The following is a 14,481-nucleotide window of genomic DNA, read 5'->3' on the forward strand; positions in this document are numbered from 1 at the left end:
GCGTCTAATTTAAAGTGAGGTAAAAATGAGACGAGTATATTGGCTATTACTTTTCTTTCTCAATTGGTATAACAGTGAATTTTATATCCTTGTAAAACTACTATTAATATTATAATTTTTTTCTGGTCCTAGGACTTGATAATTAAGAATAAAAGAATCAGGATTTAGAAATATATAGGTAGCATTATAGTGGTCTTTACCGCATAAATGCCTACCTACAGCCTTTATACTCTTCTGCTCTGAAAAGAATTGGCTCTGCAAAACTTCGGGGAACTTGCGTGTTCACCTATTAAGTATAAGATGTGTGTGCTCGCCCCTTGTTTTACATTCCAGTTCTCCAAATCATTCGAGTATACATTATTGATGAAATCTAACTAATAAAACAAGCTATTCTCTGGAGTAGTAAAATATTTGGTGATATTATTATTTTCCAGAATATATTTATATTCTTTTACTGCAAATATTTGATTATCACAGCCATAATAATTAAAAATTAGCTCTTCTTTATATTAGTAATTCGTTAGGATTAATTTCTAAAAAATATGCACACCCTTCCCCATAACCATAATTCTCTATGGTTCTTTTAATAACATATTTTCCGGAAAGATTTGCAAAGATTTTATTTTTTCCAAAATTCTTCATGAGTAATGCAGTCTTCTAACGGTTCTTTACTAGATTCAAGAATTCTTTCTACTAATCCAGGTACAGAATAAATAGCTAAAGTTTTCTGTAGCCCTTCGTAATCTTCCTTTGATATGATTACTGCATTATTACGTTTTCCTTTTATATAAATAGGCTCATGAGTTTCATTAGTCTCATCAATAAGCAAAACTTACGCTATGTTATAGCAAATATGCTAAAAACTCTTATTACACAGCAATGTTTTATAGTGAAGCACTTCATAATATCCCTTAATTCATGGGCATTATATCAAACATAGCGTAAGTTTTGTAAGATTAAATAGTTTAGCTCGTGCTTGGCTACTAGTGTAAATAGTCACAATTATATACCTAAAATAGTTATATACTCCTAATAAATGAAGAGTTAGTAGACGAAGAAGCTCAATTTGGAAAAGAGCAAGGAGACTTATACCTTCCGAGCGGAGCGTATTAATATGTGAGCACCCGAGGTCTTACAAAGACGACGCTGCCAATTTTTCAAATTAAGCGAGTATACGCTCTTGTACCACACTATTTATGTAATAGCAATAATAGATAATTTTAAAAGGATTTTTTATAGATGCTCTGTTAATCGTCATTGCGAGAAGAAACCGCAAGTTTCAACGAAGCAATCTCAGGAGTCTTAATATTACTTCATGAGATTGCCACGTCGAGACTTTGTCTCTCCTCGCAATGACACATAAGCTAATTCTGCAAGATTTTCATCATTAGGTTAATTTCTTCACGTAGTTCTAGGTCGCTTTCTAGTAGCTCTTCTACTTTTTTGATGGCGTGCATAACTGTTGTGTGGTCTTTTTTACCGAATTTTTTACCGATATCGACTAGACTTTTAGGGGTGAGGATTTTACTTAAATACATAGCTATCTGACGTGGTCTTGCTATAGTACGCATTCTACGAGGTGAGGACATATCGGATAATTTAATATTGTAACGATTAGCTACTTTTTTCTGAATATCTTCAACTGTAATTATCCTTTCATTAGAACGGAGCAAATCCCTTAAAATATTTTGTGTATTTTCTAAAGTTATTTCTTTTGCAGTAAAATTAGAGTGGGCAATAACCTTATTTAACGCTCCCTCAAGCTCTCTTACATTTGAAACAATTTTAGAAGCTAGAAAATCAATTACATCTTTTGGAACTTTAACGTTCATCTGTTCAATTTTAGACTCTAAAATACCAAGACGTAACTCATAAGTAGTGCTATGAACATCTGCCACTAAACCCCATCCTAAACGGGATTTAATTCGGTCTTCAATATCGTCTAAATCGGAAGGTGACCTATCGCAAGAAATAACCATCTGACGGTTATTATCAATCAGCGTATTGAACGTATGGAAGAACTCTTCCTGCGTACTATCTTTACCACAAATAAACTGAATATCATCAATCATTAACACATCAACTGAGCGAAATTTCTCTTTAAAAGACATTACTTCTTTGTTACGCAAAGCTTTAACAAATTGGTACATAAATTTCTCTGCCGACATGTATATAACCTTACGGCTTGGATTATTCTGTTTTATGTACCAACCAATTGCATGCATTAAATGGGTTTTACCAAGCCCTACTCCGCCATATAGGAAAAGAGGATTAGATTCGGAAACTGCACTTGAGGATTCAGCTACTGCTCTTGCAGCAGCATAAGCAAGTTCATTTGGAGCACCGACAACAAAATTATCAAAAGTAAAACGTATATCAAGTGTTGAGAAAATATTTTCTGAATTAAGCTCACTACTACCAATATCAGCAAAAGTTTTAGTAGGCAACTCAAGAGTTGCTTGATTAGATGCCGGCAATTCTTTAGTAATTATATCTACTGTTTTAATAGCATTATTATAATGCTGAAATAATTGCAATATAACGGCAGAATATTTAGATTTTATCCAATCTCTAATAAAATTAGTAGGGGCACAAAGAATAACAGTATTTAATGTAGATTCTATAAAATTGACCTTACTAAACCAGCTATTATATAAAGCCTCACCGTAATAGTTATAAAGGTCTTGGGTTACGTTACTCCAGACATTTACACTATTATCATTTTGATTTGTTAAAATTATTTGATTAGTATTCACTTAAAACTGCCACGGTAAGTTATTTTGTTTCCAGCCTTTATCTTGAAGATTTCCTTCGAAACCATCAATAATATTATAACAATTTTTATAACCTATATTAGCCATAAAATTTGCTGCCATTAATGATCTATGCCCTGATCTGCATAAAAAAATATAATGTTAGACATTTTATCATCAATAATAGATAAAAATTTATCTTCAAAATCTTTATTCAGCTCCATAAAAGGTGATAGCTGCCAACTTAAAAAGACCACATTATTTTTATTACTTAAACTCGGAACACCCACATTTTTCCATTCTTCTTCTGTTCTAACATCAACAAGAAAAGTATTATTATTCGAAACCAGCATATTATAAGCTTCTTTAGAACAGATATTTTGAACTAACATATTTTGCCTATTACTTATATTGCTGTTATATATAATAAAAATGTTTAAACTATTGGATTTTATTCATGCGAAGATGAATTTATTAAGATAGTATAGCTTTCGTAAAACCTTAAATATTTTTAAAATATTCTTGGTCTCTGATAGTTTTAATAATATTATCATAAAAAAATTTTGCAAGATTTTATAACATGAATAAATTAAATAAAAACTCTTTACAAAAGAAACTTTTTTATCGTAGTAAAAATCGTGGCTGCAAAGAAATGGATTATATATTAGGCAATTTTGCTAGTCTTTATCTACCTTTCATGGCGGAAGAAAAACTTTTAAGCTATGCTTTAATACTTGATCAAAATGACAATGATTTTTATAATTGGATTACTAATAAATCTTCCGTTCCTTCTAATTTGGATGCCGAAATAATGGAGCAATTACGCAAAATAATAAAAATATAATTTTCCATCATACATGTTACAACAAAAATTTCCACAAGCTGCTAAATCTTTCTTCACAATTGATAGCTTTATAAAGAATTCTAAGCAAGATTTCATTTTAGTTACAAGCAATGAAGAGGAGACGTTGCAATTATACAAGCAGGCTTTATTTTTTTTACCAAGCAAAAATATATATTATTTTCCGAGCTATGATACAATTCCTTATGACCATACGTCACCAAATTGCAATATCTTATCTAAGCGAGCCGAAACATTAACCAAACTTACGACCAATAAAGGAAATAAATTAGTCATTACTCACGCAACGAATTTATTGAATAAATTACCGCCTAGAGATTTCTTTGCTAAATATTATCTAAAATTATTTCCTAAAATGAAGCTGAGTGCAAATGAGCTAAGTAAGTTTTTGGTAGAAAATAGCTTTACGAGGAATGCAAGCACTGTTGATGTTGGAGAATTTGCAGTAAGAGGCGAGATTGTTGACTTAATATTATCTGAATCTAAAGGTTATAGAATTAATTTTAGCTGGGATTATGTCGAGTCTATCAAACAATTTGATATTGATACGCAAATCTCAACTAAATCATGTAATGAACTAATTATTAGTCCGGCAAATGAGATAGTTTTAAATTCTGAGACAATCAGTAATTTTAAAGATAATTACCTACGTAATTTTGGAGTTAACCATACTGATAATCCTTTATATAAAGCAATAACTGGCGAAAGAAAATTCTCAGGTTATGAGCAGTTACTACCTCTATTTTATGATAGCTATTCGGGTCTAACAGACTACCTTAACAATCCGGTCATTATTTTTGATAATCTAACAAAGCTGGCTATTTTAGAATTCGAACATAGCTATAACGATTTTTACAAAGCAAGGCTAGATGCCAATAAGCTTAAATTTCACAGCTTTTATCCTACTCTTTCACCTGCTGCCTTATACTTTACCTCTCTTGAAGCTATAGAATTACTTGAGCAGGAGAATAATATCCTAATTAGTTATGAAAATTCCAAGCAGGCTAGCATAGTTGAAAATATAGCAGCTGCAAGCTTTGTAGAAAAGAAAACTGTTTTCGATAAGTTATTTGAAGTTATCAAAGCTAATTCTTGTAAGAAGATTATTATAGGCTCAAGCGTTTTAAGTAGCTTTGAAAGAGTTAAAAGCATAATCGAAAATTATGAATATAGCTATAATGAAGTAAAGTATTTAGAAGAAGCAAATCTTGGTGCAATAAATATTGCTATATTACCTTTAAATCAAAGCTTTTCTACTTCTGAATATTTATTTATTTCAGCTAGCGAACTATTAGAAGAAAAAGTTATCCCTACAAATACTAATAAAAAACTTAAGAATATTTTACTTGAGCTAGATCATTTAGCCGAGGGAGAGCTGATAGTCCATAAGGATCATGGTATAGGGCAGTTCTTAAAGCTTGAAGCTTTAGAGATTAAAGGCAAGCTTCATGATTTCTTAAAGATTCTCTATGCCGGTAATGATAAGCTATATATACCAGTTGAAAATATTGAGGTAATAAAGAAATATGGCAGTGATGTGACACAGCTTGATAAGCTAGGCAGTGTCTCATGGCAAAAAAATAAAGCTAAGCTTAAAAACCATATTAAGGAAATTGCCTTGCATTTAATGCAAATAGCTGCCAAGAGAAAACTTAATACCACTGCTGCTATTGAATTTGACCTTGAAGAATATGATAAATTTTGTGCTAAATTTCCTTTTACCGAAACTGAAGATCAATTAAATGCAATAAACGATATTAGAGAAGATTTAAGCAATGGCAGGCTAATGGATAGGCTAATATGCGGAGATGTTGGTTTTGGTAAAACCGAAGTAGCAATGCGTGCTGCCTTTATGGTTGCTAAATCCCTAAACGAAAATTCACCACAAGTGGCGGTTGTCGTACCAACTACTATCTTATGCAGCCAACATTTTGCAAGATTTACTGAAAGATTTAAAGATTTTGGCTTAAATATCAAGCAGTTATCTAGCGTTGTTAGCTCCAAAGAAGCAAAAATTGTTAGATCGGAACTTGAAAGCGGTAAGATAAATATAGTAATAGGTACGCATTCTTTATTACATAAAGTTACTAAATTTTGTAATCTTAAACTATTAATTATAGATGAAGAGCAGCATTTTGGGGTTGGTCAAAAGGAATTCCTTAAATCGCTAAAATCTTCTACCCATGTGCTTGCAATGTCTGCAACACCGATACCTCGCACCTTACAAATGTCGATGACCGGCTTAAAAGAGTTAAGTATTATTGCAACACCTCCACTAAATAGGCTGGAAGTCCGCACTTCCGTTATGCCGTTTGATCCCGTAATTATCAGGGACGCACTACTGCGTGAGCATTTTAGGGGCGGTAAAAGCTTTTTCGTTGTTCCGAGAATTAACGATATAGAGGATATCGAAAAGCAGTTAAAGCAAATCGTCCCCGAATTAAGTTATAAAGTCGCACATGGTAAAATGTCGCCGAATAAAATTGATGAGATTATGAGCGAATTTTGTGCCAGCAAATTCGATATATTAGTCTCAACAACTATAATAGAGTCAGGAATTGATATACAAGACGCTAATACTATGATTATCCATAAAGCCGATATGTTGGGGCTTAGTCAGCTATATCAGTTACGTGGAAGAATCGGGCGTGGTAAGATGCGAGGTTATGCCTACTTAACGCTGCCAAGTCATAAGAAAATGACTCCGCATAGCCTAAAACGCTTAGAGATAATCCAAAATAGCTGTGCCCTTGGTTCAGGCTTTACTATCGCAAGTCATGATATGGACTTACGGGGTTTCGGTAACTTAATCGGTGAAGAGCAATCAGGACAAATTAGAGAGGTCGGAACAGAGCTTTATCAAGAAATGCTGGAAGAACAGATAGCTATTTTTAAAGATGAGCCGATAAGCGGTGAACAGCCTTTCATCCCAACTATTAATTTAGGTTTATCGGTTTTTATTCCTGATAATTATGTATCAGATTCAGTTCTAAAGCTTGGCTTATATAGAAGAATAGGTAATCTAAACGATGATCTGGAAGTAGAAAAATTTAAAGACGAAATGATAGATAGATTTGGCAGCCTGCCAACTGAATTTAATAATTTACTTGATATTGTTAAAATAAAACTATTATGCTTTAAATTGAACATTGAAAATCTAGATTCAGGCGATAACGGTTTTGTAATTAAATTTTATAAAAACGCTGATATGGCTTATAAGATTCTAAAATTTGTCAGTATCTATACTGCTAACGCAAAAATTAAACCTGATAACAAATTAGTATTTATCAAGAAATTAGTAGGTAAGAATATAATTTTAGAGGCGAATCAGTTATTATGGAATTTATCAGAAATGTAGATTTTTTATGTCATCCTGCGATGGTTTTCTGTGTCATTCCCGCGTAGGCGGGAATCCAGCATAAAGCGAGATAACCTACGCTTTTAATTCTAAAAATTTGCTGTATTAATGCTTTTTTTTCTGGATTCCCGCCTCCGCGGGAATGACATTAGAGCCATGCAACAAGGACTTCATTCGTTCGCAATGACGATTTGGTATCTACGCAACAATACCTTTGCGGGAATGACATAAAACTTTTAAAAATATACATAATAATATGACCCCTACCTTAACACAACTATTTGAAAAACATAAAGTAAAAGGTTTATCGAATAATTCTAAAACTATTAAGGCAAATGATGCTTTTTTTGCCATTAAAGGTGGGAATGATTTTATTGCAGATGCTTTAGATCAAGGGGCAGTATTAATAATTACTGATGATAAAAAAAACACTACAAATAAAGTAATCTTTGTAGAAGACATTAAAGAAACTTTATATGAAGCTATAGAACTCTTCTACCCTAAAAAACCTAAAACCATGATAGCAGTAACCGGTACTAATGGCAAAAGCTCAGTAGTATCATACATAGCTCAAATATATTCGTTACTTGGACAAAAAGCAGCCTCAATAGGCACAATAGGCGTAGAAGTTTTTGGCATTGATGAATTTAGTGAGTCTATAGGCGGGCTAACTACAGCTGACTATTTAAGCTTCCGAAAAATCGCTCATAAGCTAGCTGAAAATGGTATAGATTATTTAGCATTTGAAGCTTCAAGTCATGGATTAGATCAACAAAGGCTTGGTGATTTAAAGGTAAATATTGCATGTTTCACTAGCTTTAGCCAAGATCACCTTGACTATCATCACACAAAAGAAAATTATTTGCTTGCTAAATTAAATTTATTTACCGATCATTTAGCAAAAGATGGCATTGCAATATTAAATTCTGATATAAAAGAGATAGACTTTATTAAAGACTATTTAGATAAGCATAAAATAAAATATTTATGCGTTGGAGCAAACGGTGATTATAAAATAAATAAAACTAACAATTCTTTAAAAGGACAAAATATTAATTTTATCTTTGATAATAAAAATTATGATTTTGATACTCCAATAATAGGTAGCTTTCAGGCTAGTAATTTATTAATAGCTGGACTTAGTGTTTATTATACCAGTTTTGATTTTAGTAAAGTTATTGATACTTTAACAGAAATTAAATCGGTAAAGGGACGAATGGAGCGAATAGAAGATACTAATATATTTATTGATTATGCCCACACTTCCGATGCTCTTAAAAAAGCTTTAACTGAGCTAAAAAATATTAAAGTACGAGCTAGTAAATTAAGTGTAATTTTTGGCTGTGGCGGTAATCGTGATACTACCAAAAGAAAGATTATGGGAAAAATAGCAGCCTCAATAGCGGATAATGTTATTGTGACGGACGATAACCCACGCCATGAAGACCCAAAGGCTATAAGACAAGAAATTATTAGCGGGATAGTAACAACAAACTACATAGAAATAGCTGACAGAAAAGAAGCTCTTAAATACGGGATAAATAATTTAAAAGAAAATGATATTTTACTAATTGCCGGCAAAGGTCATGAAAATTATCAAATTATAGGTGATGAGAAGATAGAGTTTGATGACTCTGAGGTGGCATCTATGTCATTCCCGCGGAGGCGGGAATCCAGTCACTAAAAAGCCTAAGTGTGCTAAATTTCTTAAATTAAAAGCGTAGGTTATCTCGCTTTATGCTGGATTCCCGCCTCCGCGGGAATGACATAGTAATACAATTAAAACACATAACAACAAAAATACATGATTTGGAATTCTAAAACTTTAAGCGATGCATTAGGGCTATTAATACCGCAATCTATTATCGCTAACGAAATACAATTTAACTCTAAAGATGTTAAAAAAGGTGATTTATTTATAGCACTTCAAGGCAATAAAGATGGTCACGATTATGTTCAGGATGCCATTAATCAAGGAGCATCCGCAGTAATAGTTAGCAAGCAATTAGATATATCTGATCAAAGCAAGATTATCTTAGTAGATGATTGCCTTAAAGCCTTAGAGCAGCTGGCTTTGTATAAAAGAAAAAATTCAAAAGCCAAATTTATTGCCATAACTGGTAGTGTTGGTAAAACCTCTACTAAAGAAGCCTTTAAAACTCTATTACAGCATGAGGCACTAACTTTTGCTAGCCGAGGTAATTTCAATAATAATTTAGGGTTACTTATTAATCTTGCTTCGATGCCCGATGATACAGAATTTGCTATTTTTGAACTTGGTATGAACCATAAAGGTGAGATAAAGGAGTTAGTCCAAATATTAAAGCCAAATATCACTATGATCACTAATATTTCAGAAGCACATTTGGAGTTTTTTAACTCACTTGAAGATATCGCTGAAGCTAAATGCGAAATTTTTGAGAGCTTTGACAAAAATGGAATTGCCGTTATTAATTCTGACACTAATTGTTATGATAAAATCTTATCTATATTAAAAAAATTATCTATAGAAAATATACACAATTTTGGTAAATCATCCTCATCTGAATTAATTTTATATGAAGTTTCTGGAGAGCAAGTTCATTTAAAATACAAGATATATGATGCGATTATAGATACTACTATACCCTTTATACCTAAGCACTTTGCCGAAAATTATGCCGGTATATTATTAATCATCTTTTTGCTTAATCAAGCTTTAAATAAAGCTGCAAGCTATTTAGGTGATATTCGGTTAACAAAAGGTAGAGGCGAAATTATTAACATAGGAAATAGCCGCATTATTTGTGATTATTATAATGCAAGCCCTGCGTCAATGAAAGCTGCCTTAGAATATTTAGAGCAAATACCTGCCACAAATAAAACCGCTATAATAGGCGAGATGCTGGAGCTCGGGCAGAATTCAGAAAGGCTTCATAAAGAGCTAGTACCTTATATATTAGATTCAGGTTGTTCTAAGGTTTTTTTGGTAGGTACAAATACTAAATATATTTATGATTCATTACCTGAAAAAATAACTAAAGCATATTTTAAAAACGTTGATGAATTAATTACATCTACAAATGATTTATTCAAAAATGATGAGCTTATTTTGATAAAAGGATCAAGAGGAGTAAAACTTGATAAGGCTATTGATTATTACACTAAAGTAAATTAGTATAATCTAATGTTTTACCGTGACTTGACTGGTATTGTTTTATAACCAAAAAACTGCTTTGATGCCATTCCCGCATAAGCGGAAATCCACCATAAAGCTAGATAACCTAAGCTTTTAATTTTAAAAATTTATTGTGTTTAGAATTTTTAGCTACTGGATTCCCGCCTACGCGGGAATGACATCAAAATCATAAAATAAAGCCAGTCAAGCAACCAAATAACACTTTCAATAAATTTTTATTTTTAACCTAAAATATGTTATACAACCTATTACTCCCTTATATTCACAATTCACATATAGCTAACTTATTTCATTATATAACTTTTCGTAGCGGGCTTGCCGTTCTAGTTACTCTTAGCCTCAGTTTTCTTATTGGTCCAAGATTAATAAAGTTTTTACAAGCTCTTCAAAAACATGGTCAACCGATACGTTTAGATGGACCTGAATCACATCAAGCAAAAGCCGGCACTCCTACTATGGGTGGTATTATAATTATATTATCCAGCTGTTTTTCTACTTTATTGCTTGCTGATTTAACCAATAAATATATTTGGATTACTCTGTTTGGTTTTATTAGCTTCGGTATTATCGGTTTTCTTGATGATTATGCAAAAGTAACTAAAAATAATCATTATGGCGTAAAAGGAAAAAGTAAACTCTTACTTCAAGGTATTATTAGCTTAATAGTATGTATTTTACTAGAATATACGATTGATAACCCTAGTCACATGCTTAACATACCATTTTTTAAAAGTTTAAGTATGGACCTTGGTTATTTATATATATTCTTCGCTATATTCGTTATAGTCGGTGCTTCTAATGCTGTTAACCTCACTGACGGGCTTGATGGACTCGCAACAGTTCCTATTGCCTTAACTGCCGGTTCTTTTGCTTTAATAAGCTACCTAGTCGGAAATTTAATTTACTCAAATTATCTACAACTAACTTACCTACCAAATACTGGAGAATTAACGATTTTTTGTGCAAGTATAATAGGTAGCTGTCTTGGATTTTTATGGTTTAACGCACAACCAGCTGAAGTTTTTATGGGTGATACTGGCAGCTTAAGCCTTGGCGGTGTACTTGGAATTATCAGCGTTATTACTAAACATGAAATAGTTTTAGGCATTGTTGGCGGATTATTTGTTATTGAAACAATATCGGTGATTATGCAGGTATATTACTTTAAAGCTACTAAAGGAAAGCGAATATTTAAAATGGCACCTTTACATCATCACTTTGAAAAAAGTGGCTGGGCAGAATCAAAAGTCGTAATAAGATTCTGGATTATCTCTATCATATTTGTCCTTATTGGATTATCATCTCTTAAATTACGTTAATATTCATGCTGCTAATGCATTAAAAAATATTAATTTTATTTGATTTCAAGGTTTAAACTCATTATAATGCTTTATTAAATTATAATGGGTTTATATGGCAAAGATAACTGAGCTTGATCATTGAAAATACTATAAGTAAGTAGAACAGAACCTATTTAAAATAATAAGATTTTAAATAGGTAATGATGAACAGAAAATATAGACACTTATCTCGAGAAGAGAGATATGAGATAAAAAGAATGTATGACCTAGGAGTCAGTATTAATAAGATAGCACAACATCTTACGAGGTCTAAAAGCACTATTAGTATGGAGCTAAAAAGAAATAAGGTAAAAGATAAGTATATGCCTTGTGTTGCTCAGGAAAAATATGAAAACAGGATGTATCAGCAAGAGTTATTAAAAATAGAAAAGAACCCTATGTTGTTAGATTATATTAAAAATGCTATGATTCGCAAGAAATGGTCGCCGGATGCTATAGCCGGAAAGTTAAAACTAGACAAAAATACAGCTTTGTGTATCAGTACAGAAAGTATATATAGATTTGTTTACACTTCTGCAGTAGCAGCTAAATTAAAGTTATATAGCTATTTACCTTCTAAAAGATATAAAAGGCAAGAAAGAGGGAAGAGGCGTCAAAGGATCATTATACCACAAAGGATCTCAATACATCAGCGTGATGCAATAGCTACGAAAAAGGTAGAAGTAGGGAATTTTGAGGCAGATCTTACATTTCATAAAGGTAATCAAAGTATGAATATTGGTGCACTGGTGGATAAAAAGAGTCAAAAGATTATTTTAGTGCTGAATAACTCCAAGAGAGCTACAACAGTTACCAATGGTTTTTTAAGAAAGATAAAAACTCTTCCAAATAGTGTGAGAAAGACTATTACTATGGATAATGGCAAAGAGTTTGTGGGGCATGTTGCCTATAGACTATCTGGGTTTCAAACTTTCTTTTGTGATCCATACCGCCCTAGACAAAAAGCATTAGTGGAAAAAATGAATTCTATGATTCATAGAATTTTACCTAAAAATACAGATATTACTACCGTTACACAAAGAGGTCTTGACAATGTTGCTGAGATTTTAAATAACATGCCAAGAAAGATTTTTGGTTATAAAACCCCCAATGAAATTTGGGCAGAAAATTTATAGGTTTTGTTCTACTTAGTCCTTGCATTTTCAAGTAATAAAAAGCAAGATATTGAAAATATAATTTCAAATTTACCTGATAGTAAAAGATTAGAAGCGATAAAAGAAAAGCTTCAAAAGCATATAAACGTAAAAGATACGAATAATATAACTGAACAAGCGAACTCTTCTCACTCGCAATCTGCTGAAACTAAGCCAGTTGCTATTGTACCACCTAATAATGCTGTACCTACTTCGCCTATACCTACAACATCAACTGAGGAAAAACTTTTTACACCGCCTCCTCCACCTATGCCAGAAACAAAAGTTACCGAGCATAAAAACGCAGAGACTACTGCATCTAACTCACCACCTCTCCACCTATGCCTAAAGGTGATATTCCACCACCACCTCCTCCTGTTGGTGATAATACCGCTACATTAATACCTCAAAAGGCTAAAGAAACTAACCAACCTCGCCCAGCAGTAGACACTACAGATTTAATGAAACAAATACAGGGGGGATTTAATCTTAAAAAAATTGAATATGGTGAAGATGGTAAACCTATACCTAAAAATAAAGAGGATACTAAAGAAACATCTGATCCTATGATAGCTGCTCTAAATAAAATACGGTCAGCAAAAGTATCTAGCGATAGCGAAAGAAGTAATAGTGACAGCGGAACTGATTCAGGATAGGCTAGCAATGTTAGTACTAGAAGTAAAAAAGTTTTAACCAGAAGAGAACGAAACGCTAAACAATCTCAACAGAGGTAGAGCGTTAAAAAACAGGTTTTATCTAGATAATAAAACTAAAGAATAAGTTTCTAGCTTATCCTTTAGTTTTCTTTGTATTTAAAATAAATCAGAATGAGTTCCTGTCCGGTATAAAATAACTATAGCATAAATCATTAAGATACTGACAATTTAATAGTGTTAAAAACAGCATCATAAAATGTTTCAAAATCTCCTACAACTTTCCTAATTTCATTTTTTATCTTAAACCAGTAATGCTCTATAGGATTTAAATCAGGAGAGTAAGTTGGTAAATACAATATGGTACAACCAACGGATTCAATGAACTCTTTAACTTTAGAATTTTTATGAAAATTAATGTTATCCATAATAACGGTTTGCCCAGGTTGTAATTCTGTAATTAATACATCCCTAATATAAGTTTTAAAGACTTCTGTATTACAATTACCTTCAAATATTACAGGAGCAATAAGATTACCATTACAAAGACCAGCTATCATACTTATTCTAAATTTATGTTGATACACCTTTTCTCCATAACACCTTTGTCCTATAATGCTCCATCCATACTCTTTGCAAGTATTATCCTCTATTCCAGATTCATCAAGATATACTAATTTGTCTTTTGTGATGGTTTGTATCTTTGCTATAAATTCATTTCTTAATTTAATATCTCTTTTCGGATGAAAATGAGTTTTGTTTATAGCTATAGCCAAGTTTTCTGATTTGTCTTAAAATAGTTACAGATGCAATATTACCCCATTGCTTTGCTAACTCCTTTGATGTTTTATTCATATTAGCTTTAAAAAATTCTTTAAAAGATTCTGAATCTTTTATCTTATGACTATGTCCTTTCTGATAACCAGTTGCTGCTTCTAAAGTACCTTGCTTATCTTTTAATTTTTTCCATTTATATATAGTATCACGACTTACATTAAATAATTTACTTACCTTACTTATTCGTATCCCTGCTTCTACAGCTTTTATAACTCTTAGTCTTAGTTCTATTGCATATGCTCGTGCCATATCTCTTTACATGCTTGTTAATATTTGCTTACTATAATATGATACTCTCGCTCTGTCAGTACCTTAATGACTTATGCTATACATCTTCTTTTATTTC

The 14,481-nt window shown here is 32.1% G+C and carries 12 protein-coding genes and 1 pseudogene; 8 read left to right on the forward strand and 5 right to left on the reverse strand.

Going from position 1 to position 14,481, the window contains the following annotated elements:
- Positions 1-81 precede the first annotated feature (81 nt).
- The 4 genes and pseudogenes from AAGD55_RS10380 to AAGD55_RS10395 form a co-directional block, all read right to left on the reverse strand.
- Complete coding sequence (locus tag AAGD55_RS10380; protein WP_341791410.1) at positions 82-261, reverse strand: DUF6314 family protein; 180 nt, start codon at positions 259-261, stop codon at positions 82-84.
- A gap of 358 nt (positions 262-619) precedes the next feature.
- Complete coding sequence (locus tag AAGD55_RS10385) at positions 620-829, reverse strand: type II toxin-antitoxin system prevent-host-death family antitoxin (RefSeq protein WP_341791411.1); 210 nt, start codon at positions 827-829, stop codon at positions 620-622.
- Between the two features lie 535 nt (positions 830-1,364).
- Positions 1,365-2,756, reverse strand: a complete 1,392-nt coding sequence (dnaA, locus tag AAGD55_RS10390; protein ID WP_341791412.1) for a chromosomal replication initiator protein DnaA — start codon at positions 2,754-2,756, stop codon at positions 1,365-1,367.
- A pseudogene (locus tag AAGD55_RS10395) lies at positions 2,757-3,145 on the reverse strand (rhodanese-like domain-containing protein).
- A gap of 188 nt (positions 3,146-3,333) precedes the next feature.
- On the opposite strand from AAGD55_RS10395, the gene AAGD55_RS10400 reads away from it, so the two are divergent.
- From AAGD55_RS10400 to AAGD55_RS10435, 8 genes are all read left to right on the forward strand, one after another.
- The gene (locus tag AAGD55_RS10400; protein ID WP_341791413.1) at positions 3,334-3,597 is read left to right on the forward strand and encodes a succinate dehydrogenase assembly factor 2; all 264 of its coding nucleotides are present in this window, start codon (positions 3,334-3,336) and stop codon (positions 3,595-3,597) included.
- Positions 3,598-3,610: 13 nt separating this feature from the next.
- On the forward strand, positions 3,611-6,973 hold the full coding sequence (mfd, locus tag AAGD55_RS10405; protein ID WP_341791414.1) for a transcription-repair coupling factor: 3,363 nt from the start codon (positions 3,611-3,613) through the stop codon (positions 6,971-6,973).
- Between the two features lie 256 nt (positions 6,974-7,229).
- Positions 7,230-8,657: a UDP-N-acetylmuramoyl-L-alanyl-D-glutamate--2,6-diaminopimelate ligase gene (locus AAGD55_RS10410; RefSeq protein ID WP_341791415.1), complete on the forward strand. Its 1,428-nt coding sequence runs from the start codon at positions 7,230-7,232 to the stop codon at positions 8,655-8,657.
- Positions 8,658-8,777: 120 nt separating this feature from the next.
- Entirely contained in the window at positions 8,778-10,130 is a 1,353-nt protein-coding gene (murF, locus tag AAGD55_RS10415) for a UDP-N-acetylmuramoyl-tripeptide--D-alanyl-D-alanine ligase (RefSeq protein ID WP_341791416.1), read from the forward strand.
- 254 nt (positions 10,131-10,384) lie between these two features.
- Entirely contained in the window at positions 10,385-11,470 is a 1,086-nt protein-coding gene (gene mraY / locus AAGD55_RS10420) for a phospho-N-acetylmuramoyl-pentapeptide-transferase (protein WP_341791417.1), read from the forward strand.
- Between the two features lie 182 nt (positions 11,471-11,652).
- Positions 11,653-12,627: an IS30 family transposase gene (locus AAGD55_RS10425; protein ID WP_341791293.1), complete on the forward strand. Its 975-nt coding sequence runs from the start codon at positions 11,653-11,655 to the stop codon at positions 12,625-12,627.
- A gap of 3 nt (positions 12,628-12,630) precedes the next feature.
- Positions 12,631-13,047, forward strand: coding sequence for a hypothetical protein (locus tag AAGD55_RS10430; RefSeq protein WP_341791418.1), 417 nt, complete (start codon positions 12,631-12,633; stop codon positions 13,045-13,047).
- Positions 12,987-13,301, forward strand: coding sequence for a hypothetical protein (locus AAGD55_RS10435; protein ID WP_341791419.1), 315 nt, complete (start codon positions 12,987-12,989; stop codon positions 13,299-13,301). The genes AAGD55_RS10430 and AAGD55_RS10435 overlap by 61 nt, the downstream gene beginning before the upstream one ends.
- Before the next feature lie 212 nt (positions 13,302-13,513).
- Here AAGD55_RS10435 and AAGD55_RS10440 read toward each other — a convergent pair.
- Positions 13,514-14,384 (reverse strand): IS630 family transposase gene (locus tag AAGD55_RS10440; protein WP_341791420.1). Its coding sequence is split into 2 segments (ribosomal slippage): positions 13,514-14,056 and positions 14,058-14,384, totalling 870 coding nucleotides; the frame shifts between segments, so codons are not numbered across the junction.
- Positions 14,385-14,481 lie beyond the last annotated feature (97 nt).

Source organism: Rickettsia endosymbiont of Gonocerus acuteangulatus (assembly GCF_964026435.1).
GTDB lineage: Bacteria > Pseudomonadota > Alphaproteobacteria > Rickettsiales > Rickettsiaceae > Rickettsia.